Below are 25,226 nucleotides of genomic sequence, written 5' to 3'. Positions count from 1 at the left end.
AACGGCGGCGTGATCGCGCGCTCGTCAGGGGCAGGGCCGGCCCGTGCTGAACGTCTTGGTGGCCGTCGTGATGAGGGTGTCCAGCCTGTCCCGGGTGTCCACCAGGGAGCCGATCCGGTCGTTGATACGGTCCCGCTCCGCCGACAGCCGTTCGAGGAGTTCCGGCGTCACCTCGCCGGTCACGACGCACGGCAGCAGTTCCACGATCGACCTGCTCGGCAGGCCCGCCGCGTACAGCTGCTGGATCAGCAGGACGCGGTCGACCGCGCCGACCGCGTAGTGGCGCTGCCCGCCGGCGCTGCGTTCGGAGGCGAGCAGGTGCTGCTCCTCGTAGTAGCGCAGCGCTCGCACGCTCACACCCGTCCTGACGGCGAGCTCACCGATGCGCATCACATTTCCCTTGCCTCTCACGTCAACGTCAGCTTTTAGCGTGACCGATGAACGGGCCTGTGGCCAGATGCTTCATCGAGAGAAGGACGAAATGCCGTACGACGACTACCAGGGACTGCGGGTGGCGGTCGACGCGGGCGTGGCTCATGTGACGCTCGACAATCCGCCGGTCAACATGCTGGACACGACGCTCATCAACGAGCTCCACGACTTCGTCGGGGCCGTCCGCGAAGACGAGGGCGTGCGGGTGATCGTGGTGCAGAGCGCCGACCCCGACTTCTTCGTCGCCCATGTCGATCTGGGCTTCATGCTCCGGCCCGAGACCTTCGCGGACTTGGCCAGCCCGGACGCCGGGACCGGCGGCGACGAGTCCCTGATCAACCCGATGCAGAAGCTGATGCTGCGCCTGCGCGCGCTGCCGCAGGTCACGATCGCCAAGCTCGCGGGGCGCCTTCGGGGCGGCGGCAACGAGCTGGCGATGGCACTCGACATGCGTTTCGGGGCCAGGGGACGGACCTGGCTCGCCCAGCCCGAGACCCGGATGGGCATCATCCCCGGAGGCGGCGGCACCCAGCTGCTGCCCCCGCTGGTGGGCCGTGCCAGGGCGCTGGAGGTGATCCTCGGCGGAAACCTCTTCGACGCCGAGACAGCCGAGCGCTACGGCTGGATCAACCGCGCCCTCCCGGCCGAGGAGCTCGACGCCTTCGTCGACGCCCTAGCCCTGCGCATAGCGGCGCTGCGTCCGGAACAGATCGCCGCGGCGAAGGCGGCGGTCGGTGCCGCGGCCGCCGGCGGGGGCCTGCTGGAGGGGCTCCGCGAGGAGAGCAAGGCCCTCGGCGGGGTCTACCCGGCGCCGGATGCCGTGGTCGAGCGCATGCGGGCCGCGGTGGCGGCCGGCGCCCAGACCCGCGAGGGCGAACTCGACCTGGAGGCGTCACTGGACCGCCTTGCCTGAGCCCTGCCGCCTTGCACCAACACCCCGCACGGTCTCACCGCGGACACCCACGCGCCGGGAGACCGGACCGTCCGACCCGGCCGCTCGAACAAGGAGGAACAAGGAGGCGGCCGGGTCGGTCGCGTGCCGCCCGGAAGACCCGCGCGGCGCCTGATCCACATGCTTTCGCCCCCGCTCGGGCTTAGCGTTCTTGATATGGGCGTTAGGTGTTGCGCCATATGACCGGGGCCGGTGAGACGCCAGACGCAGCTGATCCGCTCAGTGAGGCGTTGGCTGCGGCGGTGCACCGCACCGGTGCCAGGTACGGGGGCCTCTACGTACTGGACCCGACCGAAGCGGTCCTGGGTCTGGTCGCCCTGTGCGGGATACCGATCGACGTCTTCGCACCATGGTGGCGAACCGCCTATGCGGCCCACGGTCCCGCGCAGGACTCGGTGCGGGGCGACCGCATCGTCTGGGTGAGCTCCCTGGAGGAGCTGTCCCGCAGCTACCCGCGCGTCGCGGCGAGCATCCCCTATGAACTCGCGTTCGCACTCGTCCCGCTCAGAGGGGTCCGCCACTGCCGGGGCACGCTGCTGCTGCTGTGGGCCCCCGACCGCTCCCCCCGCCTCAGCACTCGTGAACGCGGACGCATGGCCTCCAGCGCCCGGCGGATCACCCGGGTGCTCAACGCCGCGGCCTTCCCTCCCGTCATTCCGGAACGTCCCCGCTTCGTCGCGCCCCGCCACACGCAGCCGAGCCCACAGTCCGCGGACTCGGCGGCCGAACTGGTGGAACGCCTGCCCGTCGGCACCCTCGCCCTCGATCTCGCGGGGCGTATCACCTACGTCAACACCGCCGCCGCGAGTCTGCTGGGCAGCCCCCTGGAGAAACTGCTGGGAACCCAGCCGTGGCAGTCGCTGCCCTGGCTGGACAACATCGCGTACATGGACGCGTACCGCGTCGCGATGAGCAGCCGCGAGCCTCTCGCGCTGACCGTGCTGCGCCCACCGGACCAGTGGCTCGACCTGCGTATCCACACGGACGACAGCGGGACCAGCATCCTCGTCACCCCGGACCACTCGGCCAAGCCCATCGGCATGCCGTCCGCCTCCACCGGCGCTCCGCCGGACAGCCGTATCCATCTCCTGATGGGTCTGGCCGCCGCACTGACCGAAACCGTCGGTGTCCAGGACGTCGTCGATCTGGTCGCCGACCAGATCCTGCCCGTCTTCGGCGCCCACGGCATGATCATGTCCACCGCCGACGCGGGCCGTATCCGGATCATCGGGTACCGGGGCTACGAGCCCGCCGTCATCGACCAGTTCGACGGCCTGTCCGCGGACGCCGACCTGACTCCGGCGGGCCGCGTCCTGGCCAACGGCACGTCCTCGTTCTTCGCCGACCGCAGCGAACTGGCCCGCATCTACCCCCGGGCACCGCGGCTCAGCGACAAACAATCGTGGGCGTTCCTGCCGCTCCTCAGCTCCGGACGCCCCATCGGCTGTCTCCTGCTCGCCTACAACCACCCCCACACGTTCACGGTCGCCGAGCGCTCCATCCTCACGCCCCTGGCCGGTCTCATCGCCCAGGCACTGGACCGTGCACGCCTCTATGACGCCAAACACGGCCTCGCGCTCGCCCTCCAGCAGACCCTCCTGCCGCACGCTCTGCCCACCGTCACCGGACTCGAGGTCGCCGCCCGCTACCTCCCGGCCGGCCAGGGCATGAACATCGGCGGCGACTTCTACGACCTGATCCGCCTCGACAGCACCACCGCCGCAGCGGTCATCGGAGACGTGCAGGGCCACGACATGGTGGCGGCCGCCCTCATGGGCCAGGTCCGGATGGCCGTGCACTCCCACGCCACGGCCGGAGCAACTCCCGACCAGGTCCTCGCGCGTACCGACCGTGACCTCGCCGACCTGAACGCCGGCCRGTTCGTCTCCTGCCTCTACGCCCACCTCGACCTCGCCCGCCACCAGGTGTCCCTGGCCAGCGCCGGGCACCCGCCCCCGCTTCTGCGGCACCCCGACAACCGCGCCGATGCCGTCGACATCCATCCGGGCCCGCCACTCGGCCTCGGCTTCGGCACTCCCTCCTATCCCCTCACCACACTGCCCCTGCCGCCGGAGACGCTCCTCGCCCTCTACACCGACGGACTCGTCGAGGACCCCGGCACCGACATCACCCGGACCATCGCCGACCTCGCACACCACCTCGGCGAGTCGGGCGACCTGCCCCTGCACCAGCTCGCGGACAGCCTCGTGCACCACAGCCGGCGCACCAACCAGCACACCGACGACATCGCCCTGCTCCTGCTCCAGCCCAACCGTCTCGCCGAGCCCTGAGCGAGCGCCGAGGGCGGAGGCTGGTACCGGACGGCGGCCCCTTCGAAAGGTCGGGAACGATGGGTGACTACGTGGAGCTCCCCGGCGTCAGGACGTGGTACGAGACGGACGGTGCCGGTGACCCGTTGCTCCTCCTCCACGGCGGCTTGTGCACGAACGAGACGTGGGGGGCTCAACGCGCCGAGTTCGCGGCGCGCTTGCGGGTGCTGCTTCCCGAGCGTCGCGGGCACGGGCGTACGCCCGACGTCGACGGACCGCTGTCGTACCGGGACATGGCCGACGACACCATCGCCTTCATCGAGTCGGTCGTGGACGGCCCCGCTCATCTCGTCGGATGGAGCGACGGCGGTGTCGTCGCCCTGCTCGTCGCCGTCGCCCGTCCCGACCTGGTCAGGAAGGTCGTGGCCATGGGCGCCAACTTCCTCCCGAACCCACAGAGCGGTGCGGCGCCCGAGATGCTCGAACAGCTGACGCCGGACGCTCCCGACATGGCTGTGTTCCGGGAGATGTACGAAGCGGTGTCACCCGACGGTGCGGCCCACTGGCCGGTCGTCGTCGGCAAGATGGTCGAGATGTTCCGCACCGAGCCGGCCATCCCGTTGGAGGATCTGAGCCGCATCAGCGCGCCGACGCTGGTCCTCGTCGGGGACGACGACCTGATCACGCTCGAGCACACGATCGCCCTGTACCGCGCGATCCCCGGATCCGAGCTGGCCGTCGTACCCGGAACGTCCCACGCGCTGCTGATGGAGAAGCCCGCGGACGTCAACCGGATCATCCTCGACTTCCTCGCCAATGAACCGGTCCCCACGATGTTCCCCATACGGCGTCACCAGGGTGCGGCCCCCGCGAGCGGCACCCCGGCCTGACCGTCACGGCAGGATCGAGTCGACGTATCCGCCGTCGACGCGCAGCGCTCCGCCGGTGGTGGCGGAGGCTTGGTCGGAGCTGAGGTAGACCACCATGTGCGCGATCTCCTCCGGTTCGATCAGCCGTTGCAGCAGGCTCTGCGGCCGGTGTTGACGCATGAACGCGCGCTGGGCCTCGTCCCAGGGCAGGCTGCGGTCCACCAGTTCGTAGACGAAGTCCTCCACCCCGCCCGTGTGGGTGGGCCCCGCGATGACCGAGTTCACCGTGACGCCCGTGCCCGCGGCCTGCTTGGCGAAGCCCCGGCTGACCGCGAGCAGAGCCGTCTTGGACATGCCGTAATGGATCATCTCGGCCGGAGTGACGATCGCCGAGTCGCTCGCGATGTACTGCACGCGCCCCCAGCCGCGTTCGGTCATGCCGGGAAGGACCAGCCGCGTCAGCCGTACGGCGGACAGCACGTTCACCTCGAAGTAGCGGCGCCACTCCTCGTCGCTGATCTCCAGGGGGTCGGCGGCGCCGAAGATGCCGAGGTTGTTGACGAGGATGTCCACGTCCGGCAGCGTCTCGGCCACCTGGTCCGCGCCCTCCTGGGTGGTCACGTCCGCCGCCACCGGCACCCACTCGGCGCCCGGCACCTCCTTGGCCAGTGCCGCGACACTCTGCTCCACACGCTCGGGACTCCGGCCGTTCACCCCCACGCGGGCACCCGCGCGGGCAAGGCCGACGGCGATCGCCGCGCCGATGCCCTGGGTGGAGCCGGTGACCAGCGCGGTGCGCCCCTTCAGATCGATCTGCATGCCTCGCAGCCCCTTTCGCGTGCTGATGGCGCGGGTGGATGTGCTTCGTGGGTACCCGGGAGATCAGATGCATACGCGCGCTACATGCAGACGCCGTAATCAACCGCACGCGCCCAACTGGCGAGAGCTGCTGTCCGGGTCCGAAGGCACTTCGCGAACATGCACGGGGCCGGGCCCAGTGCTGCAATGTCCGAGGACGCTGTTCCTCCGGCAGCGCCACGGGCGATCGACGCCCGGCCAGGTATACGACCGGGCCCGACAGCGCCCTTGAGGAGTGGCCATGCACCAGCAGACGGGGGCGTGGGGCCCATCGAGAGCCTCCTCCGGACGGCGAGGGACACGGGAGGAACGGGCTCGTGCCTGATGCGGGGTCTGCTGCTGCGCCGGCCACCCATACGCAGCCGGAAGAGGCCGACCGGTTGCGTGAACTGCTACGCAGACCGGCTTACCAGAAGGCGCTCGTCTTCTCCGCGCTGATCGGTGTCCCGGTCTCCCTGATCGCGTTCTGGTTCCTGGCCGGGGTGCACGAACTCGAGAACGCGCTGTGGGCCGACCTGCCCTCGGAGCTGGGGTGGGACACCCCTCCCTGGTGGTGGCCGCTGCCCCTGCTGGCGGTCGCCGGCGTCGCCGTCGCTCTCGTGGTCAAGCATCTGCCGGGAGCCGGCGGCCATATTCCGGCCGTCGGTCTGCACGCTCCGGGGCAGGGCTCGTCGATCCTGCCCGGGGTTGTTCTCGCGGCCTTCGCCAGTCTTCCGCTGGGAGCCACGCTCGGCCCCGAAGCGCCCTTGATCGCGCTCGGCAGCGGCCTGGCCGTGCTCTTCGCGCAGCTCGTACGTGCCCCGGTGACGCCGCAGAGCACCCCGCTCCTCGCAGCGGCCGGTGCCGCTTCGGCGCTTCCCGTGATCTTCGGCAATCCGCTGGTCGGAGCGGTGATCCTCATCGAGGTGGCCGGAGTGGGCGGCCCGCGGCTGTTCGCCGTCATGCTGCCGGCGCTGCTGGCCAGCGGGATCGGCTCGCTCGTGTTCACCGGGTTCGGCCGCTGGACCGGCCTCTCGACGGGCAGCCTGTCGCTGGAGTTGGGTGTGCCGACACCCCGGCTGGACGCCGGGGACGTGCTCTGGTCCGTTCTGATGGCCGTCGCGATCGGGTTCGCCGTGCACCTGATCATGAACTCCGGTCGCCTGGCCGCGGTGTTCGTCTCAACGCGGACGATCATGCGTACGACGGCCTGCGCAGTGGCTGCCGGGGCGTGCGCGGCGGTGTACACGCTGGTCACCGACCGGTCACCGGCGGACGTGGCGTCATCCGGCCAGGCCACGCTGGGCCAGTTGGCCCAGGATCCGCACTCCTGGGGCGTCGGTGCGCTGATCGCCGTACTGCTGTTCAAGGCGACGGCGTACGCGCTGTGCCTGGGCAGTCTGCGCGGTGGCCCCATCTTTCCCGCGCTCTTCCTCGGGGCTGCGGCGGGCGTGCTGGTCGCGCCGTTGCCCGGGTTGGGGGTCGTGCCCGGCCTGGCGGCGGGCATGGCGGCCGCGTCGGCCGCCGCGCTGCGGCTGCCCGTGAGCAGTGCGTTGCTGGTCGTCCTGATCATGGGGAGCGCCGCGATGACTCCCGTGGTGATCCTGTCGGCCGTGGTGGCTTTCGTGACGGTCCAGTTGCTGCCGCCCGGCCGCGCCGTACCCGTGCCGGGCCAGCCGGCCCAGCCGCCGCCCGACCGGGACTCCGACGCGCCGGGAGACCGCGCCGAGCAAACCTGACCCCTCCCTTCCCGGCCGGGGGTGCCATGGTCGGGTTCGTCGCGCACTCTTGAGGTGGGAAGGAGCGGCTCGATGGAGAGTTCGGCAGGGGCGCCGTCGGCGGCGGGGGTCCCGGCATCCTGCCCCGGTGCCGCCCGCTCCGGCATCTGATGAACCACGGGGGTGCGGGCGAGGAGTCCGGCTCCGGTGCGCCGTCGGGCCGACCCGACCGAGCTGCACGCGCAGTCGGCGCCCGTCCACGGATCCGGTCCGTGCTGCGCGCGTCGTGGTGGCGTGACCGTACCCAGCGACTGACGGCGTGGCTGCATGCCCTGCACGCACGCCTGGAGACCCGCTTTCCGGTGATCACGGGACTCGTCGACCGACTGGTGTCCGTGAACGTCTTCGACTCCGCCACCCGCATCGCGGCGCAGTGCTTCCTGACCGCCGTTCCCCTGCTGTTCGTGCTCGGCGCGTACGCGCCGGAGGCGGTGCAGGACCAGGTCATCACCTCGGTCACTACCGTTTTCGGCCTGACGGGGCAGTCGAAGGCCCAGTTGGAGCAGGCGTTTCAGCCGCCGAACGACGATCTGCGCCAGGCGACCGGCTTGGTGGGCGCGCTGATGGTGCTGCTGTCGGCCACCGCGGTGAGCCGCGCGGTGCAGCGGCTGTGCAAACGGGCTTGGCAGGTGCCCCGGACGGCGGCGAAAGTCGCTCCGTGGCGGTGGCTGGCGTGGATCATCCTGTGGCTCGGCGCGCTGGTCCTGCAAGGGCTGCTGCACAACGGGTTCGGATGGGGAGCGGAGTTCGGCACTCCTGTCATCCTCGTCATCCAGTTGGCCATGTGGTGGTGGACCCAGCATCTGCTGCTGGGCGGCGCCATCCGCTGGTCGCCCCTCCTGCCGGGCGCCGTCATCACGGCGATCGCGGTCAGCGCCCTGTCCGTGACCGCGCACTTCTACATGCCGAGGGCGCTCAACCGGGCGCTGGCGAACTACGGCTCCACCGGTTCGGTGTTCGTCCTGCTGTCCTGGCTGATCGTGGTGTGCGTCGCCGTCACCGTCGGCCTCAGCATGGGCGCCGTACTGTCCCAGGAGCCGTTCCTCATGCGGCGCCTCGGCACCCCGACGTCACCTCCCGGCGACGCCGATCACGACGAGTCCTGACCGTGCCGTCGTCCGTCCAGCCGCCGGCTAGCCGCCCGCCGTCAGGGCCTTGAGCTGCTCCAGGGATTCCCGCATCGCCTCCGCCAGGGTGCCTTCCCCGGTCGCCGCGACCCATCGCTCGAAGCCGATCTTGAAGACGGCGATCCCGGCTTCGGCGGTCAGGCTCGCGGCCGGCTCCCGCACGCCGCGTCGGCGCAGGGCGTCGGCGAGCGCGGCCGACAGTGAGGCCAGCTTGATGAGTTCGCGCTCCTGGAGTTCCGCGTTCGCCACGATGACGGCCTGGCGCTTTCGGGAGTGTTCCCCGCGGTCGACGAACACGGTGGCCACGGCGTCGAGCCCGGCCGCCATCGCGTCGATCGGCGCCGCGGATGCGGGAGCCTCGGCGACGGCGTTCACGAAGAGGTCCTGGAGCCCGCCGGAGCCGTCGAACAGCACTTCGCGCTTGTCGGCGTAGTGCCGGAAGTAGGTGCGCTCGGTGAGACCCGCCCGCTTGGCGATCTCCGCCACGGTGGTCTGTTCGTAGCCCCGCTCGCTGTAGAGCTCCAACGCCGCTGTCGCCAGGCGTTCGCGTGCGTTCGGCTCCCATCTGCCCATGCGCAGATCCTACGTGATGACAGTGACTGACATCAGGTGTTAGCGTCGATGACAGTCACTGACATCAACAGTTGGGGGACTCTCCCATGCGTATCTTCGTGACCGGCGCGTCCGGCTGGATCGGCTCCGCCCTCGTGCCCGAACTCATCGACGCGGGGCACCAGGTCGTGGGGCTGGCCCGCTCCTCGGCGTCCGCCGATGCCCTCACCGCCGCCGGGGCCGAGGTGGTCCGCGGCACCGTGGACGACCTCGACGTCCTCGGCGAACACGCCGCCGCTTCGGACGGGGTGGTGCACCTCGCCTTCAAGCACGACATCGCCTTCACCGGCGACTACCAGGGCGCGGCGGAGGCCGACCGCCGTGCCGTCGACACCTTCGGCGACGCGCTGGCCGGCACCGACCGCCCCTTCGTCCTCGCCTCCGGCCTGGTCGGGTTGAAGCCGGGGCAGGTGTCGACCGAGCGGGACCTGCCCACGATCGACGGCTCACCGACGTCCGTCCGCGCGGCCACCGCCGCGGCGGCTCTGGCGCTCGCCTCACGCGGCGTGCGCTCGTCGGTGGTGCGACTGGCTCCGACCTGCCACGGCGAAGGGGACATCGGGTTCATGGCGACCCTGGTCGGCATCGCCCGGGCCCAGGGGGTCTCGGGCTATCTCGGCGACGGCACCAACCGCTGGGCGGCCGTCCACCGCCTCGACGCCGCACTGCTGTTCCGCCTGGCGGTCGAGAAGGCGCCCGCGGGATCCGTGCTGCACGGCGTCGACGAGGAAGGCATCGCGCTCCACGACGTCGCCGAAGTGATAGGCCGTCACCTCGACGTGCCGGTGACCTCCGTGTCCCAGGGGGCCGCTGCCGGGCACTTCACCTGGCTGAGCACATTCCTCGGAGTCGACGCGCCGGCGTCGAGCGCCCTGACACGGGAGATGCTGGACTGGCGGCCGACCCGGCCCGGCCTGCTCGAAGACCTGGCAAAGGGGCACTACTTCAACGGCTAGGCCGCCGCCCATGACGTGGCGGACGAGGTCATCGCCCCCGCAGAGAACTCACCGTCTCCCCGGTGCGCTCGCGGAGCAGGATGCGGAGGGTGTTGGCGTGCACGTAGCCGACCTTGCGGGCGATGACCTCCACCGGCAGGTCCGTGGTCCGCAGCAGGTGGGAGGCCTGCTCGACGCGCAGGTCCTGGACGAAGCGGACGGGTGAGGTGCCGAGCGTGCGGCGCACGGCGCGCTGGAGCGTGCGCTCGCTGACGCCGATGGCCCGTGCCGCGTCGGCGATCGAGATCGACCGGTCCAGATGCACCCGGGCCCAGCGCTCGAAGGCCGCCAGCGTGGGGTCGCTCTGCGCGAGGGCCGAGGAGATCGTGTACGCCGCCTGCGACGGGCGCTCGTCGACGACGAGGTAGCGCGCGACCAGGTCCGCTAGGGCCGGGCTGCTCATCCGTACGATCGCGAGCGCTAGGTCGACGTGCCCGAACGCCGCTCCGGCCGTGGTCACACCCTCGGAGCTGGTGACCATGCGGCTCTCGTCGACCGTGACCGCCGGGTAGCGCTTGCGGAAGTACGGTGCGAGCCACCAACTCGTGGTGGCCCGGCGCCCGTCGAGGACTCCCGACTCGGCGAGCAGGAACGTGCCCGTGCAGGCGGACGCGACGGGGGTGCGGCGATCGCGTGTCGCGGCCACCAGGCGTCGTACGGGTGCGGCGTCCGGGCCCGAGACATGCGCGATGAGGGCGTCGGGCCGCCGTTCGGCCAGCGCGGGCACCAGCAACAGGTCCGCGTCCTTCGCCGTGCCGACGGGGAGGGTCTCGACGACATGCCCCGCTCCCGTTCGGATCCGCCGGCGGAAGCCGATCGTGGACACCTGCCAGGCGGGCGGGGGCTGGGGCAGTTCCTCGCGCATGGCGTTCGCCCCCTCGAGGACGTCGAGCAGGGCGCAGAGCCCGGAGTCGAAGACACCGTCGTATGCCAGTACGGCCACATGCATGACGGAAACGATATCGGACGCGTCGTTTCCGACACTGGGCGAGGTCATTGGGGCGGCCTAGGTTCTGAGGTGTCCGGACGCCAACCGGTGCCAGGCCGGCACCGCACGTTCACCACGTTCACCGATGACCACAGCAAGGAGTGCGCCATGACGAAGCTGGGACTGCTGGCCCGGATCGAGGCCAAGCCGGAGTACGCGGAGAAGGTGGAGGCCCTGCTGCGGGACGCCGTGCAACTGGCGCGGCAGGAGGACCACACCGTCACCTGGTTCGCGTTCCGACAGGGCGACACCACCTTCGGGGTCTTCGACACCTTCGAGGACGAGCAGGGGCGTCAGGGCCACCTCCAGGGCAGGATCGCGGCGGCGCTGATGGAGGCCGCCGAGACCATGCTCAGTGAGGCACCGGACATCCGGCCGGTCGACCTCCTGGCGGTCAAGCTTCCCTGATCCGACCGCCGGGCGGCAGCGCGGGTGACCTGCGCCGCCGCCCGGCGCCCTCCCCCGTCGACCAAGGCCCCGCACGGGCCTGCCGAGGAAAGACAGACCATGACACAGCCCGCCACACAGGACCGCCGCGCGACCGGCGACGAGACACACCCCGCCGGATCCCGCTCGCGCACCCACACCTGGCAGCCCCCGACGAGCTACGCGGACGCCGGTGCCCATACGGGCATCGAGCTGGTCCGCATGGGTCTGGACGGACGTCTGCCCGAAGCTCCGATCTGCGGGACCCTCGGCTTCCGCCTGGTGTCGGCCGAGGAGGGGCAGGCCGTCTTCGAGGGCGAGCCGGGGGAACACCTCTTCAACCCCATGGGCACGGTCCACGGGGGCTACATGGCGACCCTTCTCGACTCCGCGCTCGGCACGGCCGTACTGAGCGCCCTGCCGGCCGGCCGCGCCTACACCACCGTCCAGCTCGGTGTGCACCTGGTCCGTCCGGTGCTCGACACCACGCCCACGCTGCGCTGCGAGGGCAAGGCCGTGCACGTCGGCCGCACGACCGCGACAGCCGAGGCACGGCTCGTCGGAGCGCTGGACGGCAGGCTGTACGCGCACGGAACGGCCACCTGCGCCGTGCTCGCCCTGCCCGGCGCGGGCTGAGGGCACCATGAACGGCGTGCACCGGACCACGGTCGTCAACCTGAAGGGCCATCGCGACGACACCGACTACGCCGACGTCGTCTACGTCGGCCGCGCGATGCACCGCGGCGGATGGGACCTCGAGGGCTCTGTGCTCGCAAGTCCCTTCCGCCCGGGCCGGGACGGCACCCGGGAGGCGGTGCTCGAAAAGTACCGCGCCCATCTGCTGAGCCGTCCCGACCTGCTCGCCCGGCTGCCTGCCCTGCGTGGCCGCAGGCTCGGCTGTTGGTGTGTCCCACAGGCGTGCCACGCGCAGGTCATCGCCGAACTGGCCGACTCCCTCGCGCCGTAGCGGGAAGGCCGGGAGCGGGTCCGGTCCGTGCACCGTCCCTCATGCGTCCTCCACGCAGCCCTGAGCCACCCCCAGTGCGGCGGCCATGATGCTGAGCTGCGGATTCACCTCCGGGCAGCTCGGTAGTACGGACCCGTCGGCGATCAGCACGCCGTGTACACCGCGCAGGCGTCCCGCCGAGTCGGCCGGCGCGCGCTCGGGGTCGGCGCCCGCGGCTGCCGTACCCGTGGGGTGAAACGCGGACACGTGTAGCTGACGGACCGTCACTGTGTCGAGCAGGGCCTCCAGTTCGTCCTCGGATCGGGCACGCGGGGCCTGCGGGACACCGGTCAGCACCTCCTCGGCGCCGGCCGCGAACAGCAGGCGGCCCATGGCTCGTTGGGCTCGCAGCAGGCGGCCGGCGTCGCGTGGCGCCAGGTCGTAGCGGAGCAGGGTGCGGTCGCGGCCGAGGACCCGGCCCGAGGGCAGGTCGGCGACCATCGCGCCGAGGGTGGCCAGTTGGTCCGTCCCGTCGACTTCGCGGCGCAGTTCGCGGCCGACGCCCGGCAGGACGAACGAACTCATCCCCGGGGGCGCCGAGGTGGCTTCGATCAGGATGCCGTCGGCGTGCAGTTCCTCCACTCCGACGCTCTGCAGGACCCCTTTCCAGCCGGTGACGGGACGGCTGAAGCGGCCCGCGACGCTGATGGCGGGGTGCACGCTGAGGTTCCGGCCGATCCCGGGGTGTCCACCGAGGCCCGAACGGCGCAGCAACTGCGGGGTCTGCAGGGCGCCGGCGGCGACCACGACCAGCGGGCTGAGGATCTCCAGTTCGCTGCCGTCGGGGCGGCCCACCACGACCCCGGCGGCCCGTGGACCGCCCGGCCGGTCGCGGTCGGTCAGGATGCGCAGGACGCGCGCCCCCGTCACGATCGTCGCGCCGGACGCGCAGGCTTCGGGGAGCACGGACAGCTGGACGCTCTGTTTGGCGCCGGTGGGGCAGCCGACGACGCACTGGCAGGAGCCCTTGCAGCCCGGGGCGTTGCGGCGCAGGGGCGCGGCGGCCCAGCCGAGTTCCTTCGCACCGGTCAGTGCGAGGAGGCCGTTGTTGCCGAGGACGTCCATCGGCTGCCGTGCCACGCGCAGGGTGCGTTCCACCTCGTCGAGGTGGGTGTCGAAGCCGTCGGCGACGTCGAATCCGTGGCGGTCCAGCCAGCGGGTGACGACGTGGTCCGGGGTGCGGTAACAGGTGCCGGAGTTGACGACGGTGGTGCCGCCGACCGCGCGGCCGACGGGCAGGACGAGCGGAGGGTTGCCGAGGGCGATCGTGGCGCCGCCGTCCCGGTAGAGGTCGGTGAAGCGGTCGAGCGGAGCCCTGCGCGCGAACGACGCGGTGGTGTGGTGGTCCCCCTCCTCCAGCACGAGGACACGCATCCCGGCCCGGGCGAGTGTCCGGGCGGCCATGGCGCCGCCCGCGCCCGATCCGACGACGATCGCGTCGGCGGTGGATCGCGTGGGCCAGTCGCGGGAGGGGGTGCAGTCGAGCGGTGGGTCCTCGGGGGCGGGTGCCGGGTTCCCGGGGACGGTCTGCGCGGTGCGTGCGGTGCCGGCCGCCAGCAGCACCGGTACCTTGACCGCGTCCAGCAGGGGCAGCAGGGCCCGGTGGGAGGCGAGCGACGCCATGACGTGCTCCCGTTGCGCGGCGCCCAGCGCGGGCAGTCGCCGGCCGGTGCGGGCCACGGCGTAGGCGTTGATCGCCGCGGTCGCGCCGCGGATCGCCGTGCGTGTGTGGGCCGGCATGGCGTCCAGCAGTGTCTCGACCCGCCGTGGCACGGCCCGGGTCCACTCGGCCGTGCCGTCGTCCGCGAGGAGCGCCGCGGCAAGTGCCGTAAGGCCGGGGGAAGTTGAGGAGCTCATCGGTCGCCGACCTCCGCGTGGGCGGTGCCGGACAGCCGCCATGCGGCCTCCTGGCGCCAGCTGCCCCACCAGCGCTCCAGGCTGACCTCGGCGTCCGCGGTCTCGCTGTTGCGGCAGACCGCGGGTGAGCCGTCGGGGTCGGTGTAGTCGAGTGCCAGCGTCCGCTCGGGCGGCTGCGTCACCGTCACCCGTATGCGGCGCCGGCCCGCGCGGCCGGTCACGCGCCACTCGGGCAGGCCGATGTCCGCCCGGAACCGGCCGAGTCCCGCCCAGCCCACGGCGGTGCGCTCCGCGCGGCGTGGCCAGGTGCGACCGCCCCGCAGCAGTCGCAGGAACACCAGGGGTGGCAGTCGGTCCAGTCCGCGTCGCATGGACACGGCGGCCACGATCTCCAGGACGTCACCGCCGCCCAGGTCGGCGTGGAGCCAGGCCCAGCGTCGGGCGTTGCCGTGGCCGTAGATGCGGGCGCCGGCGCCGACGGCGCCGTCCAGCCGCAGTTCGCCGTCGCCGTACCGGACGGTGCCGCTGTACTCGCAGCGGGCGGCGGGCAGCATGTGGCTGGCCGGGAGCCAGGGGCGGCGCCAGGACCAGCGGGGGAAGGTGTGGACGGTGCCGCTTCGGGGTGTCTCGGTGAGCGACCAGGTGAACGGTCCCGCGGAGCCGGCGAGCCGGCCGGGCCGGGCGTGGACGCCTTCGGTGGCGTACCCCTGTGGATCCTGCGTCCACGGTACGGGGCCGAAGCGTGCGTGCTCGGCGGGGCCGTCCTTGGGGAAGACGGCGACCCAGCCGTGTGCGTAGGCGTCTGAACCGTCGGTGGGGGCGACGACTTCGTGGTGCAGCCAGACTCCGCTGCCGGTCGCGGGGTCGGTGAGGGTGGTGTACCAGACCTCGGTGCGCCCCGGTTTCCCGTCCCAGCGCGGCGCCAGATACCGATCGGCAGCGGCTTCGGCCCCGGCCGCACGTGGGAAGCGGAAGCTCGCGAGGAAGGGCAACAGGCCGGTGGCGAGGGGGAAGCGCAGGGTGCCCTCGCCCACGCGTTCACCGTCCTCGTACAGGGTGTACGGCAGTACGGTCATCGAAGCGAGCGGTCGCGCGGGCGAGATGGACTTCCAGCCGTCCAGCACCAGATGCCGGCCCTCCATGGCGAAAGTGATGCGGTACCGGATCCTGCGGCGGGCCAGGGGCGAGATCTCCATCTCCCCCACGGCTTCGGCGTCGTCCGCCCGCCCGGCTATCCGCACCCGTCCCGTCAGGCGCGCCTGCGTCGTGCGGTGCGGCAGCAGCACGGCGTCGGAGCGGACCACGAGGTCGAGCCGCACGGGGCGTTCACGGTCCTCGTCGCTCAGCCGCGCCCGGCCCAGCATCGTCTCCTGGAACACCGTCCCGCGGGAGGTCACTGGGCACCGTCCCGGCGGTCGCGGGAGGCTGCCAGTCCTTCGAGCATGATGCGTTCCGTCGCCGACAGGTAGACGCCCGCGGCGACGCGTGCCGCCTCCTCGTCACCGGCGGCCACGGCCTCGACGACCGGTGCCAGGCGGTCGTGTGCGGCCCGGGCGTCGACGAAGGGCTCGACGAGTGCCGCGCGGACGGGCAGGTAGGCGTTGAACAGGGTGTTGGTCAGCAGGACGTAGACCCGGTTGCCCGTGGCGCGGGCGAGCGCCCGGTGCACCTCGGCGTCCGCGAGCTGCACGTCCTCGCCGCCGTCCGCGTCTCCGACGGACGCCATCAGTGCTCGCAGTTCGGCGATCTGGTCCGCCGTGGCGCGGGCGGCGGCGCGCTCCGCGATCAACGCGCCGATGCTGCGGCGCACTTCGAAGATCTCGCCGATCCAGTCGGGGCTGTGCCGCACCAGCATCGGCAGCAGATCGGCCCCGCCCAGCCGCAGGAAGTCACGCACGCGGGTTCCCACCCCGTGTCGCGTCTCCAGCAGTCCGGAGTGCACCAGCCGGCCGAAGGCGTGCTTCAGGGTGGTGCGGTTGACCCCGAACCGGTCGGCCAGTTCACGCTCGGGTGGCAGCATGCTCCCGGCCGGATGACGCCCGGCGAGAATGTCCTCGCGCAGCCGCTTCTCCAGGACATCGACGGTCGTCTCGCGCGGCAGTGCTTCCATCCCGGCCCCCGGCCTATGAGTGGTTCAGTGACTGAGCCACTGAACCACTGGAGTGACATCGCGTCAATAAGCCGGGCCTCGCCAGACGTTCACGGCATGCTCGGCCGGTGTCACACGTCCGCCGATACCAGAGGTGACCACGCTGAACACCACGCTCTCCGTCGTGTTCGCTCTCTGTGCCGCGTTCGGCAACGCCGTCGCGACGGTGCTGCAGCGCAAGGCGGCGCTCACCGTGCCGCGCTCCCAGGGGTTCCGGGCAGGCCTGATGCTCGATCTGCTGCGGCGGCCCGTCTGGCTGGCCGGCATCCTCGCGGTGATCGCCGCCGCGGTCTGCCAGGCGCTGGCTCTGGTGACCGGACCGCTGACGATCGTGCAGCCGCTGTTCGTCCTGGAGTTGCCGCTCACCCTCATCGTCGCCTCGCTGCTGATGCACCGGCATCTGGCGGGCAGCGGCTGGCTGGCCGTGACGGTGGTGGTGGCGGGGCTCGGGGTCGCGCTCGCCGCCGCCTCCCCCACCGGCAATCGCACCCATGTGGCGCTGGACCGCTGGATCCCCGCGCTCGCCGTGTGCGCGGGGATCGTCGTCGCCCTCGCCCTCGCCGCTTTCCGGCGTCCGGAGGGCCGCGCCCGGGCAGCGTGCCTGGGTGCCGCGACGGCGATCAGTTACGCGGTGACCGCGGCACTGATGAAGACGTCCATGCACACCCTCGACGAGGAAGGGCTCGTGGGCTTCTTCTCCGCCTGGCAGACGTACGGATTCGCCGCGACCGGCGTGTGTGCGCTGTTCCTGCTGGAGCACGCGATGCAGGCCGGCCCCCTGGTCGCCTCGCAGCCCGCGCTCACCCTTGGCGACGCGCTGGTGAGCCTCGCCCTCGGCATCACGCTGTACGAGGAGGAGATCCGCTCCGGCTGGTGGCTGCTCCCCCAGCTCGTCGGCGTCGCACTGATCGCCACCGGCGTCTTCGCCCTGTCGCGGATTCCGCTCACCCGGTCACTGGTGGCGCCGGAGGAGGACAACCGGACGCCCTGACGAGGCTCAGCGGTGCGGGGGGGTGACGGCGTCCGGGCCGCAGCCGCCGGTCGCTCTCGGGACCGGCCGAGGTACGACGACCCGGAGCCGGCGGCACCCCTCCAGCCGGCGTCCGCCTGGGGTGGGATCGCATGGACGAGGCGTTGGAGGCTATAGAGCACGTTCATCGCACTGAGTCCATTGACACCCTTGCGGCCCGGGCCGACCCCACGCAGGCGGGCGGCCCCGAAGTCCGAGCGGACGACGCCCGCCCCGGCGCGGGATGCCCACCTCAGCGCGCGACGCCCGCCCCGGCAGGACGCCCGCCTGGGCCGCCGTACGCCCCCATCCGACCGTACGCATTTCATCCAACCTCTCCCACTTCATTGACATGTCCCGGACGCGGCGCGACTCTGAGAGCGCTCTCAAGACACCGCAAGCCAAGCTCCGTCCCCCCACTGACACGGAGGTCAGAGTGTTACGGAGACTCAAGAAGCCCCTCGTCGCGATGGCCGCGGCATCCGCCCTGCTGGGCGGACTGCTCAATCTCGCCGCGCCCGCTCCGGCTCGGGCAGCCGTGCCCGACACCATCCCGCTGAAGATCACGAACAGTTCCGGCCGCAATGAGCCGGTCTACGTCTACAACCTCGGCACCCAGCTCTCGACCGGCCGCCAGGGCTGGGCCGACTCGGGCGGCACCTTCCACCCCTGGCCGGCCGGCGGCAACCCGCCGACTCCCGCGCCCGACGCGTCGATTGCGGGACCGGCCGCCGGGCAGTCGACGACGATCCGGGTTCCGAAGTTCTCGGGGCGGATCTACTTCTCCTACGGCCGCAAGCTCGACTTCCGCCTCACCACCGGCGGTCTGGTGCAGCCGGCCGTGCAGAACCCGAGCGACCCCAACCGCGACATCCTCTTCAACTGGTCCGAGTACACGCTCAACGACTCCGGGCTGTGGCTCAACAGCACCCAGGTCGACATGTTCTCGGCGCCGTACGCGGTCGGCGTGCAGCGCGCCGACGGCAGCACCGTCAACACCGGTCACCTGAAGGCCGGTGGCTACAACGCGGTTCTCAACACGCTGCGGGCCCAGCCGGGCGGGTGGGCCGGTCTGATCCAGACGCGGTCCGACGGCACCGTGCTGCGGGCCCTGTCCCCCGGCCATGGACTGGAGACGGGCGCCCTGCCCGCCTCCGTGATGAACGACTACGTCAACAGGGTCTGGCAGAAGTACGCGACCACGACCCTGACGGTCACGCCGTTCGCCGACCAGCCGAACACCAAGTACTTCGGCCGGGTCTCGGGCAGCGTCATGAACTTCACCAACAGCGCCGGCGCGGTCGTCACGAGCTTCCAGAAGCCCGACGCGGACAGCATCTTCGGCTGCCACAAGCTGCTCGACGCCCCCAACGACGCGGTCCGCGGCCCGATCTCCCGCACGCTGTGCGCGGGCCTGAACCGTTCGACCCTGCTGGCAAACGCCAACCAGCCCGACACCTCCGCGGCGAACTTCTACAAGGACGCGGTGACCAACCACTACGCGCGCGTGATCCATGCGCAGATGCAGGACGGCAAGGCGTACGCCTTCGCCTTCGACGACGTGGGCAACCACGAGTCACTCGTCCACGACGGCAACCCGCAGCAGGCGTATCTGACGCTGGATCCCCTGAACTGAGGAAGCGTCCAGTCCCCGTAAGGGAAGCGTCCAGTCCCTGGTGTTTCGGCTCAAGGGCAGGCGGGGGGGCGGTTCGCAGGCGTGCCGCCTGGGGACCGCCCCCGCCTAAATCTGTGGTGCCCGGCGGGAGTTGACGGCTAGCCTCCGGCTGAGCGGGGCGATGTGGGTGACCGCGAGGGGAGCCGGGCATGGGGACCGAGCGTGTGCGGACCGGCCGTCTGGGTCTGCTGCTGGAGCAGTTCGACTGCGCCAGGGAGAGAGCCCAGGTGCGGCTGACGGGGCTCAGCGACGAGGAGTACCTGTGGGAGCCGGTGGCTGATTGCTGGTCGATCCGGCGGCGGGGCGAGGCGGTGACCCCCAGGGCGTTCGGACCGGGTGACTGGGTGCTCGACCAGGGCGACCCGTACATCCCGGCCGGCGAGTACGCCGAGGTCGCCCGGCAGGCGGCCGACGGAATGTCCGTGGCCAAGATCGCCGAGGACTGGAGCGTGAGCGTCGAGCGGGTGGAGGAGATCCTCCATCACACCGGCCCGCCGGAGCCCGAGATCACGCCGGTCACGACGATCGCGTGGCGGCTGGGACACCTGCACTACTGCTTCGCGGGCGAATGGGAGTGGACCTTCGGTGAACGGCGGCAGGAGCCGAAACTGCTGGTCGACTTCACCCCCGGCGCGGCCCTGGCGCTCGACCGGTTCTGGGCGCTGATCGACCGCTGGCGCGAGAGCGTCGCCGCGGTGACCGACGAGCAGCTCGACACCGTCGGATTCTCCCAGTACCCGTACGGCTCCGACGCCGGCGAGCCCTACCACGACGTGCTGTGGGGGGCCAACCTCGAGTTCATCCACCACATGGCGGAGATCGCCCTCCTGCGCGACCTGTGGCGGGCACGCTTCGGTACGCGCGCGTAGAAAGCACGGAGCGCTAGGAGCGCTTGGAGCGCTTGGAGCGCCTTGAGTGCCTGGAGCCGGTCGGGAAGACGGACCTCGCGGGGGAAATCCCCTGGCGTGAGGGTCGGAAAGGGGCGGAGACTCGTCTCATGGCTGACATGGGGGCATTCCGGGAGGCGGTCACCGCGTGGGCGGCGGGTGGCCCCGACGGCCCCGCACGCGAACTGGCCACGCGGCTGCCGGTGCGGGCGGCCGTCCTGCTCGAAGGGCCGAGCGACGTGGCGGCGGTCAATGCGCTGGCSGAAAGACGCGGCCGGGACCTTGAGGCCGAGGGAATCTGCGTCCTGGCGATGGGCGGCGCGATGAGCATCGGCCGCTACGCCCGTCTCCTCGGTCCGACCGGCCTGGGTCTGCGCCTCACGGGGCTGTGCGACGAGCGAGAGCGTCCCTACTACACCCGTGGCCTGGAGGGGGCCGGTGCCACACGGCCGACCTTCTTCGTCTGCGCGGCCGACCTGGAGGACGAACTCATCCGCGCGCTGGGGGTGGGCCGGGTGGAGGAGCTCGTGCGGGCGCAGGGCGATCTGCGGGCCTTGCGGACCTTCCTGTCCCAGCCCGCGCAGCAGGGTCGTACGGCACAGCAGCAGTTGCGGCGCTTCCTCGGCACGAAGAAGGGACGCAAGATCCACTACGGCCGTGTCCTCGTCGAAGCCCTCGATCCGGACCGCGTTCCGGGGCCGCTCGACGGCCTGCTGGCAAGCCTCTGACCATCGGTCGGTGTCACGGCTCGCTGAACAAGTCGTCGTCACGGACGGGCCGGCGGCGTGCCATCGCCCCGCCGAACCTCAAGCACTCCGGCGCAACCGCGGAAACCGGCGCCCACCCGACGCAACAGCCGGGCCGTCGCCCTGCCCGGGGCAGCCGACGTGCGAACTGTCGAGCCCTCGCGGAAGATCGCGGCTAGGTTCGATGCCATGACCGCCCCGAACCCCACCCCTGCCGCCGTCGGCGAATCCCGGCCCGTCGTGACCGCTGCCGTCGTGCAGGCGGCAGCCCCGATGTTCGACACTCAGGCCGCGCTCAGCCGCGCCGAGGAGCTCATCCGGGAGGCCGTCACCGCCCGCGGAGCGGACGTCGTCGTGCTGCCGGAAGCCTTCCTCGGCGGCTACCCGAAGGGGCTGGACTTCGGAATCACGGTCGGGAGCCGCACCCCGGCCGGCCGCGAGCTGTTCCGCCGCTGTTACGCCGCCGCCATCGAGGTCCCCGGCCCCGAGGTCGAGACGCTGGCCGCGCTCACCCGGGAGCTGGGCTGTCACGCCGTCGTCGGCGCGGTCGAGCGGCAGGGCGGCACCCTGTACTGCGTGGCGCTCTTTCTCGGCCCCGACGGCTACCTGGGCCTGCACCGCAAGCTCATGCCGACCGCCGCCGAACGCTTCCTGTGGGGCCAGGGCGACGGCTCCACCCTCCGAGTGGTCGACACCGGCACAGCCCGTCTCGGGGCGGGCATCTGCTGGGAGAACTACATGCCGTTGTTCCGTACGGCGATGTACGCCAAGGGCGTCGACCTGTGGTGCGCGCCGACCGTGGACGACCGCGACGCCTGGCAGGCCACGATGCGGCACATCGCCCTGGAGGGCCGCTGCTTCGTCCTCAGCGCCAGTCAGTACCTGCGGCGTGACGCCGTTCCCGCCGACCTCCACCCCGTCCAGGGCGACGAGCCCGACACCGTCCTCATCGGCGGCGGCTCCGTCATCGTCTCCCCGCTCGGCGAGGTCCTCGCCGGCCCGCTGCGCGACGGCGAAGGCATCCTGACCGCCGAGCTCGACCTCGACGACCTTGCACGCGCCCGCTTCGACTTCGACCCGACCGGTCACTACGCGCGCCCCGACGTCTTCACGCTCCACGTCGACGAGTCCGCGCGCACCACGGTCACCGGCAACTGACCTCCAGGCGGCCGGGGCACGGATCGCTCATCCCAGGTACGGGCTATCCCGGTGCTCCAAAGCGTGTCGCAGCCTGAGGCGCTGGGTGTGGTGCATGGGCAGGTCGTCCAGCTCGGACGGGTGGACGAACCGCACTTCGGTCGACTCGTCGGAGACGGCCAATTCGCCTCCGACGACCCGAGCCCGAAAGCAGATGTTGAACTGCCGTCGCACCTCCCCGTCGCTGTAGGCGATCACATGCTTCGGGTCGGTGTACGTCCCGACCAGCCCCGTGATCCGCACGTCGTAGCCGGTCTCCTCCTTGACCTCCCGTACCGCGCACCCGGGCAGGCTGTCGGTCATCTCCATCCCACCGCCGGGGAGAGACCACAACCCACTGTCGGAGCGCCGCTGGAGAAGGATGCGCCCCTGGTCGTCGACGACGACCGCGGAGGCCGCCACGACCAGGGCGTTCGGCTCCGGGGCCGCGGGATCGTCGTAGTAGTCCGTACGCGCCAAGGCAGTCGGCCCTCCACCGGTCGGGCTGTGTCCAGGCAATGGTGCCCGYACGGCCGGCGCGASGGCCGTACGGGCACCACGGTGTGTCCGCCGGTCAGCCGGCGTACACCCGGCCTTCCTTCACCAGGAAGTGCACCGGGTCGGAGCAGCCGATGGAGGGCGTGACCAGCAGGCTCACCGTCAGCGGGGCGGGCTCCGTGCTCGCGGTCGCGAAGTCGCAGACGGCGCCCTTGCCCGTGAGCGGGTACCAGAACCAGCCGTCGACGTCGCCCACGGTGACGCGGTCGGACTCCTTCCAGGCGCCACCGCTCTGGGTGAAGACCTGCAGCCGCACGGAGGCGGCGAGCTCGTCCTCGGGCGAGCGCAGTGCGGTCAGCGTGATCTTGTAGTCGCTCCCGAGGACGGACGAGGCGATCTGCCGTGTCTGCGGTGCCGCTGTACCGGCGTTGGACGTACCGGCCCCCGCGGCCCCGAGCACGCCCGCCATGAGGAGCGTGACGGCGGCCGTGGCGGCGCGGGCGGTGCGGTTGCGCCGGAACGTGCTGGACAGACTCATGTGTTCCCCCGTTGAACCGAGTTGTACCGAAGGTCTGATTGGTTCGTACGGTGGTAGAGACCAGTCACCCGGCTTCAGGGTTGTACGCCGACACGGAGTGCGGCGTCATCTCTCGTCCTCACGGGTTGCGGTCAGTGCGATTCGCGGGTCACCTCCGAACCGCTGGACCCCACGAGGAAGTCGAGGTCGGCGCCCGTGTCGGCCTGGAGGACGTGGTCGACGTAGAGCCGTTCCCAGCCGCGCCGTGGATTGGCGTAGGCGTCGACGGTGGGCTCGCTCGGGGTTCTGCGAGCGAGCTCGTCGGCGGATACGTCGATGTCGATGCGGCGGTCCTCGACGTCGAGGCCGATGAAGTCGCAGGTCCGCACGAGGGCGAGGGGACCGCCAGCCGCGGCCTCGGGGGCCACGTAACTCCCCCGCGTTCGCCCATGCCTTGGGCTTCGAGCACGTATGGGACGAGCGCTCCCTGCCGGACCTGCCCTTCGACGCGGTCGTGGACGCCTCGAACGCCGCCCATCCTCCGGAGCGGGCACTGGAGTTGGTCGAGCCGGGCGGCCGTGTCGTCTACATCGGCCTGGCCTGCGACCCGAGCCGGATCGACACCCGCACACTCGTGCTGAAGGACGTGACCGCGGTGGGCGTCCTGTCCGCCTCCCCCGGTCTGGACACCACCATCAGGGCCTACGCATCCGGAGCGGTGGATCCCCGGCCGCTCGTCGCGGCCACCGTGAGCCTCGACGAGGTGGGCCGAGTCCTTGCGGGCGGGCGACCCAAGGGCGCCGGGCCGGGACCCAAGATCCACGTGGGCCCCCGTCCCGACCGCTGACGCCGACCCCGTAACCGACATTCTGGCGCCATCAGCGACGGCGGTCCTGACATCCTGGGTGGCATGGCGACACTCAACGGAAGGCCCGTCTCCCCCGACGAACTGCTGCCCCTGGCCCTGGTCAACGTCGGCCACTTCACGACCATGCGGGTGGATGACGGCGGCATTCGCGGCCTGCCGCTGCACATGGAACGCCTCACGAAGGACTGCAAGGCCGTGTGGGGTGCTGACCTGGACACCGACCGTGTCCGCGACTTCGTCCGCGAGGCCCTGGACGGACAGACGCAGCCGTGCGTCGTCCGGGTGACCGTCTACGACCCCAAGGTCGACATGGGCCACCTCGCGGACGCCGGGGAACCGCAGGTCCTGGTGACCGTGCGCGGTGCCGGCGCGATGCCTCCGGCTCCGCTGCGTGCCAGGAGCATGCCGTACGAGCGAGACCTGCCCGAGGTCAAGCACGTCGGCCTCTTCGGGGCCCTGCACACCCGGCGCGGCGCCCAGCTCGCCGGATTCGACGACGTCCTGTTCATCGGACGCGAGGGGTTCGTCAGCGAAGGCAGCACCTGGAACGTCGGGTTCGTCGACCGGAACGGCACGGTCGTGTGGCCACAGGCTCCTGTACTGCCCGGAGTAACCATGGCGCTGCTCCGGCAGCGCGCCGAACACCGGATCGCCCCCGTCACGCTGGAACAGGCCAAGGGCATGGCAGCCGCGTTCGCGACGAACGCAGGGATCGGCGTGCGGGCCGTCGCCGCGATCGACGACACCGAACTGCCCACCGAGCACCCCGTGCTGGACCGGCTGCGCGAGACCTACCTGTCCGTCGCGGGCGAGAGGCCGTAGGGCACGGACCGTTCTGTATGGCGTAGCAAATGTCTGCGCTGGGCGGGGAAGTCAGGTTCGGGAAGTGTGTCGTGAGGGCGGCGTTGACGGTTTCCATGGCGCTCGGGGCGGTTTGGCGGCTCGCCAATTGGTCACGCGCAAAGAGAGAGTCTCCCCGTCTCTTTCAGGGAGCGATGGGATGAGTGAGAAGAACCGGACCGGCGTCACCAAGAGGTCGAAGGACGCGGGCCGTGGGCGTCATCACCCGCGGAGTCCCGCCACACCGGCCGAGGCGCGCGGAGCCGTACGACGGGTCCTGTCCGAGCAGCCGCGCACCCCGGACGCCGTCTGCGCGGCCGACACCCTCACGGACGCGTTGCTGGTGGCGTCGGAACTGACGACCAACGCGATGCTGCACGGCGGCGGTATCACCGGCTTCGACGTCGAGGTCGTCGGCGGGAACCTGTATCTGTCCGTGAGTGACCGCGAACGGCGACGCCCGGTGACCTTGGACCCGGTCGACCGACAGGGGCGGCACCGGTGCGGGGGCCGCGGCTGGCCGATCGTGTGCCGGTTGTCCCGCACCGTGCTCGTGTCGGAGCTGCCGGCCGGCGGCAAACGCGTCACCGCGGTGATCCCCCTGGCGGGGCGTTGCCGGCAGCAGGGCGACGTGGACAGCGGCTGACCCGAGCGGCCGGTGGGCCGACGGCGCTCGGCCGCGGCCCACCTCGCAACGACGCCGCGCAGGCTG

Annotated in this window: 25 protein-coding genes and 3 pseudogenes; 17 read left to right on the top strand and 11 right to left on the bottom strand. The window is 71.4% G+C overall.

Annotated features, from left to right (window positions below):
* Positions 1-24: 24 nt before the first annotated feature.
* Positions 25-390: a MerR family transcriptional regulator gene (locus tag EAO75_RS18185; protein WP_147996138.1), complete on the bottom strand. Its 366-nt coding sequence runs from the start codon at positions 388-390 to the stop codon at positions 25-27.
* Between the two features lie 91 nt (positions 391-481).
* On the opposite strand from EAO75_RS18185, the gene EAO75_RS18180 reads away from it, so the two are divergent.
* From EAO75_RS18180 to EAO75_RS18170, 3 genes are all read left to right on the top strand, one after another.
* Positions 482-1,345: an enoyl-CoA hydratase/isomerase family protein gene (locus tag EAO75_RS18180; RefSeq protein ID WP_147996137.1), complete on the top strand. Its 864-nt coding sequence runs from the start codon at positions 482-484 to the stop codon at positions 1,343-1,345.
* A gap of 218 nt (positions 1,346-1,563) precedes the next feature.
* On the top strand, positions 1,564-3,675 hold the full coding sequence (locus tag EAO75_RS18175) for a SpoIIE family protein phosphatase (RefSeq protein WP_147996136.1): 2,112 nt from the start codon (positions 1,564-1,566) through the stop codon (positions 3,673-3,675).
* Positions 3,676-3,734: 59 nt separating this feature from the next.
* Positions 3,735-4,544 carry an alpha/beta fold hydrolase gene (locus EAO75_RS18170; protein ID WP_147996135.1) on the top strand — a complete coding sequence of 270 codons (810 nt, stop codon included), beginning with the start codon at positions 3,735-3,737 and terminating at the stop codon, positions 4,542-4,544.
* A gap of 3 nt (positions 4,545-4,547) precedes the next feature.
* On the opposite strand, the gene EAO75_RS18165 is transcribed toward EAO75_RS18170, so the two are convergent.
* Positions 4,548-5,342: an SDR family NAD(P)-dependent oxidoreductase gene (locus tag EAO75_RS18165; RefSeq protein WP_147996134.1), complete on the bottom strand. Its 795-nt coding sequence runs from the start codon at positions 5,340-5,342 to the stop codon at positions 4,548-4,550.
* A gap of 356 nt (positions 5,343-5,698) precedes the next feature.
* Between EAO75_RS18165 and EAO75_RS18160 the strand changes: the two genes are divergently transcribed.
* Together EAO75_RS18160 and EAO75_RS18155 are read left to right on the top strand one after the other, a co-directional pair.
* Positions 5,699-7,099: a chloride channel protein gene (locus tag EAO75_RS18160; protein ID WP_261989338.1), complete on the top strand. Its 1,401-nt coding sequence runs from the start codon at positions 5,699-5,701 to the stop codon at positions 7,097-7,099.
* Positions 7,100-7,350: 251 nt separating this feature from the next.
* Positions 7,351-8,244 carry a YhjD/YihY/BrkB family envelope integrity protein gene (locus EAO75_RS18155; protein WP_261989337.1) on the top strand — a complete coding sequence of 298 codons (894 nt, stop codon included), beginning with the start codon at positions 7,351-7,353 and terminating at the stop codon, positions 8,242-8,244.
* 27 nt (positions 8,245-8,271) lie between these two features.
* On the opposite strand, the gene EAO75_RS18150 is transcribed toward EAO75_RS18155, so the two are convergent.
* Positions 8,272-8,838, bottom strand: coding sequence for a TetR/AcrR family transcriptional regulator (locus EAO75_RS18150; RefSeq protein ID WP_147996131.1), 567 nt, complete (start codon positions 8,836-8,838; stop codon positions 8,272-8,274).
* 86 nt (positions 8,839-8,924) lie between these two features.
* Between EAO75_RS18150 and EAO75_RS18145 the strand changes: the two genes are divergently transcribed.
* Positions 8,925-9,833 (top strand): SDR family oxidoreductase, encoded by a 909-nt coding sequence (locus EAO75_RS18145; protein ID WP_147996130.1) that lies wholly within the window; start codon positions 8,925-8,927, stop codon positions 9,831-9,833.
* Positions 9,834-9,861: 28 nt separating this feature from the next.
* On the opposite strand, the gene EAO75_RS18140 is transcribed toward EAO75_RS18145, so the two are convergent.
* The gene (locus EAO75_RS18140) at positions 9,862-10,821 is read right to left on the bottom strand and encodes a GlxA family transcriptional regulator (protein WP_222723969.1); all 960 of its coding nucleotides are present in this window, start codon (positions 10,819-10,821) and stop codon (positions 9,862-9,864) included.
* A gap of 147 nt (positions 10,822-10,968) precedes the next feature.
* On the opposite strand from EAO75_RS18140, the gene EAO75_RS18135 reads away from it, so the two are divergent.
* The 3 genes from EAO75_RS18135 to EAO75_RS18125 all read left to right on the top strand — a co-directional run bounded on the left by EAO75_RS18135 (position 10,969) and on the right by EAO75_RS18125 (position 12,253).
* On the top strand, positions 10,969-11,268 hold the full coding sequence (locus EAO75_RS18135; RefSeq protein ID WP_147996128.1) for a putative quinol monooxygenase: 300 nt from the start codon (positions 10,969-10,971) through the stop codon (positions 11,266-11,268).
* Positions 11,269-11,367: 99 nt separating this feature from the next.
* Positions 11,368-11,922 carry a PaaI family thioesterase gene (locus tag EAO75_RS18130; RefSeq protein WP_147996127.1) on the top strand — a complete coding sequence of 185 codons (555 nt, stop codon included), beginning with the start codon at positions 11,368-11,370 and terminating at the stop codon, positions 11,920-11,922.
* Between the two features lie 16 nt (positions 11,923-11,938).
* On the top strand, positions 11,939-12,253 hold the full coding sequence (locus EAO75_RS18125; protein WP_222723968.1) for a DUF4326 domain-containing protein: 315 nt from the start codon (positions 11,939-11,941) through the stop codon (positions 12,251-12,253).
* Between the two features lie 39 nt (positions 12,254-12,292).
* Here EAO75_RS18125 and EAO75_RS18120 read toward each other — a convergent pair whose 3' ends face one another.
* Genes EAO75_RS18120 through EAO75_RS18110 form a run of 3 tightly spaced genes read right to left on the bottom strand, consistent with a single transcriptional unit; the run spans position 12,293 to position 16,259 of the window.
* The gene (locus EAO75_RS18120; RefSeq protein WP_147996125.1) at positions 12,293-14,149 is read right to left on the bottom strand and encodes a GMC family oxidoreductase; all 1,857 of its coding nucleotides are present in this window, start codon (positions 14,147-14,149) and stop codon (positions 12,293-12,295) included.
* Entirely contained in the window at positions 14,146-15,546 is a 1,401-nt protein-coding gene (locus EAO75_RS18115; protein WP_147996124.1) for a hypothetical protein, read from the bottom strand. The genes EAO75_RS18120 and EAO75_RS18115 overlap by 4 nt, the downstream gene beginning before the upstream one ends.
* Positions 15,543-16,259: a FadR/GntR family transcriptional regulator gene (locus tag EAO75_RS18110; protein WP_147996123.1), complete on the bottom strand. Its 717-nt coding sequence runs from the start codon at positions 16,257-16,259 to the stop codon at positions 15,543-15,545. The genes EAO75_RS18115 and EAO75_RS18110 overlap by 4 nt, the downstream gene beginning before the upstream one ends.
* A 133-nt stretch (positions 16,260-16,392) precedes the next feature.
* On the opposite strand from EAO75_RS18110, the gene EAO75_RS18105 reads away from it, so the two are divergent.
* A complete protein-coding gene (locus EAO75_RS18105; RefSeq protein ID WP_410092423.1) occupies positions 16,393-17,289 on the top strand; it encodes a DMT family transporter in 897 nt (298 codons plus the stop codon).
* A 68-nt stretch (positions 17,290-17,357) separates the two neighbouring features.
* Here the strand turns inward: EAO75_RS18105 and EAO75_RS47455 are convergent.
* Positions 17,358-17,459: pseudogene (locus tag EAO75_RS47455) on the bottom strand (flavodoxin family protein); the annotation flags it as partial.
* Positions 17,460-17,776: 317 nt separating this feature from the next.
* Here EAO75_RS47455 and EAO75_RS18095 point away from each other — a divergent pair.
* From EAO75_RS18095 to EAO75_RS18080, 4 genes are all read left to right on the top strand, one after another.
* The gene (locus EAO75_RS18095; RefSeq protein ID WP_147996122.1) at positions 17,777-18,943 is read left to right on the top strand and encodes a glycoside hydrolase family 64 protein; all 1,167 of its coding nucleotides are present in this window, start codon (positions 17,777-17,779) and stop codon (positions 18,941-18,943) included.
* Positions 18,944-19,131: 188 nt separating this feature from the next.
* Positions 19,132-19,851 carry a DinB family protein gene (locus EAO75_RS18090; RefSeq protein WP_147996121.1) on the top strand — a complete coding sequence of 240 codons (720 nt, stop codon included), beginning with the start codon at positions 19,132-19,134 and terminating at the stop codon, positions 19,849-19,851.
* A gap of 128 nt (positions 19,852-19,979) precedes the next feature.
* Positions 19,980-20,597 carry an ATP-dependent endonuclease gene (locus EAO75_RS18085; RefSeq protein WP_147996120.1) on the top strand — a complete coding sequence of 206 codons (618 nt, stop codon included), beginning with the start codon at positions 19,980-19,982 and terminating at the stop codon, positions 20,595-20,597.
* 207 nt (positions 20,598-20,804) lie between these two features.
* Complete coding sequence (locus EAO75_RS18080; protein ID WP_147996119.1) at positions 20,805-21,773, top strand: nitrilase-related carbon-nitrogen hydrolase; 969 nt, start codon at positions 20,805-20,807, stop codon at positions 21,771-21,773.
* Positions 21,774-21,800: 27 nt separating this feature from the next.
* Here EAO75_RS18080 and EAO75_RS18075 read toward each other — a convergent pair whose 3' ends face one another.
* From EAO75_RS18075 to EAO75_RS18065, 3 genes and pseudogenes are all read right to left on the bottom strand, one after another.
* Positions 21,801-22,271, bottom strand: coding sequence for an NUDIX hydrolase (locus EAO75_RS18075; RefSeq protein WP_147996118.1), 471 nt, complete (start codon positions 22,269-22,271; stop codon positions 21,801-21,803).
* Between the two features lie 94 nt (positions 22,272-22,365).
* Positions 22,366-22,827: a hypothetical protein gene (locus EAO75_RS18070; RefSeq protein ID WP_147996117.1), complete on the bottom strand. Its 462-nt coding sequence runs from the start codon at positions 22,825-22,827 to the stop codon at positions 22,366-22,368.
* 131 nt (positions 22,828-22,958) lie between these two features.
* A pseudogene (locus EAO75_RS18065) lies at positions 22,959-23,237 on the bottom strand (dihydroxy-acid dehydratase); the annotation flags it as partial.
* Here EAO75_RS18065 and EAO75_RS18060 point away from each other — a divergent pair.
* From EAO75_RS18060 to EAO75_RS18050, 3 genes and pseudogenes are all read left to right on the top strand, one after another.
* A pseudogene (locus EAO75_RS18060) lies at positions 23,237-23,653 on the top strand (zinc-binding dehydrogenase); the annotation flags it as partial. The pseudogenes EAO75_RS18065 and EAO75_RS18060 overlap by 1 nt on opposite strands.
* Positions 23,654-23,716: 63 nt before the next feature.
* A complete protein-coding gene (locus tag EAO75_RS18055; protein WP_147996116.1) occupies positions 23,717-24,496 on the top strand; it encodes an aminotransferase class IV family protein in 780 nt (259 codons plus the stop codon).
* Positions 24,497-24,674: 178 nt separating this feature from the next.
* The gene (locus tag EAO75_RS18050; RefSeq protein ID WP_187284495.1) at positions 24,675-25,160 is read left to right on the top strand and encodes an ATP-binding protein; all 486 of its coding nucleotides are present in this window, start codon (positions 24,675-24,677) and stop codon (positions 25,158-25,160) included.
* Positions 25,161-25,226 lie beyond the last annotated feature (66 nt).

The sequence above is a fragment of the Streptomyces sp. UW30 genome (assembly GCF_008042075.1).
Lineage (GTDB): Bacteria > Actinomycetota > Actinomycetes > Streptomycetales > Streptomycetaceae > Streptomyces.
Note: the sequence above shows the minus strand (reverse complement) of the source record. Positions and strands in the feature narration are given on the sequence as shown.

What these genes read in the sequence shown, in the direction of transcription:
- EAO75_RS18120 (WP_147996125.1), bottom strand. Translation starts at nt 14,149, where the DNA reads ATGAGCTCCTCAACTTCCCCCGGCCTTACGGCACTTGCCGCGGCGCTC.
- EAO75_RS18130 (WP_147996127.1), top strand. Translation starts at nt 11,368, where the DNA reads ATGACACAGCCCGCCACACAGGACCGCCGCGCGACCGGCGACGAGACA.
- EAO75_RS18170 (WP_147996135.1), top strand. Translation starts at nt 3,735, where the DNA reads ATGGGTGACTACGTGGAGCTCCCCGGCGTCAGGACGTGGTACGAGACG.
- EAO75_RS18165 (WP_147996134.1), bottom strand. Translation starts at nt 5,342, where the DNA reads ATGCAGATCGATCTGAAGGGGCGCACCGCGCTGGTCACCGGCTCCACC.
- EAO75_RS18080 (WP_147996119.1), top strand. Translation starts at nt 20,805, where the DNA reads ATGACCGCCCCGAACCCCACCCCTGCCGCCGTCGGCGAATCCCGGCCC.
- EAO75_RS18090 (WP_147996121.1), top strand. Translation starts at nt 19,132, where the DNA reads ATGGGGACCGAGCGTGTGCGGACCGGCCGTCTGGGTCTGCTGCTGGAG.
- EAO75_RS18055 (WP_147996116.1), top strand. Translation starts at nt 23,717, where the DNA reads ATGGCGACACTCAACGGAAGGCCCGTCTCCCCCGACGAACTGCTGCCC.
- EAO75_RS18070 (WP_147996117.1), bottom strand. Translation starts at nt 22,827, where the DNA reads ATGAGTCTGTCCAGCACGTTCCGGCGCAACCGCACCGCCCGCGCCGCC.
- EAO75_RS18110 (WP_147996123.1), bottom strand. Translation starts at nt 16,259, where the DNA reads ATGGAAGCACTGCCGCGCGAGACGACCGTCGATGTCCTGGAGAAGCGG.
- EAO75_RS18140 (WP_222723969.1), bottom strand. Translation starts at nt 10,821, where the DNA reads ATGCATGTGGCCGTACTGGCATACGACGGTGTCTTCGACTCCGGGCTC.
- EAO75_RS18050 (WP_187284495.1), top strand. Translation starts at nt 24,675, where the DNA reads ATGAGTGAGAAGAACCGGACCGGCGTCACCAAGAGGTCGAAGGACGCG.
- EAO75_RS18150 (WP_147996131.1), bottom strand. Translation starts at nt 8,838, where the DNA reads ATGGGCAGATGGGAGCCGAACGCACGCGAACGCCTGGCGACAGCGGCG.
- EAO75_RS18135 (WP_147996128.1), top strand. Translation starts at nt 10,969, where the DNA reads ATGACGAAGCTGGGACTGCTGGCCCGGATCGAGGCCAAGCCGGAGTAC.
- EAO75_RS18095 (WP_147996122.1), top strand. Translation starts at nt 17,777, where the DNA reads ATGGCCGCGGCATCCGCCCTGCTGGGCGGACTGCTCAATCTCGCCGCG.
- EAO75_RS18185 (WP_147996138.1), bottom strand. Translation starts at nt 390, where the DNA reads ATGCGCATCGGTGAGCTCGCCGTCAGGACGGGTGTGAGCGTGCGAGCG.
- EAO75_RS18145 (WP_147996130.1), top strand. Translation starts at nt 8,925, where the DNA reads ATGCGTATCTTCGTGACCGGCGCGTCCGGCTGGATCGGCTCCGCCCTC.
- EAO75_RS18180 (WP_147996137.1), top strand. Translation starts at nt 482, where the DNA reads ATGCCGTACGACGACTACCAGGGACTGCGGGTGGCGGTCGACGCGGGC.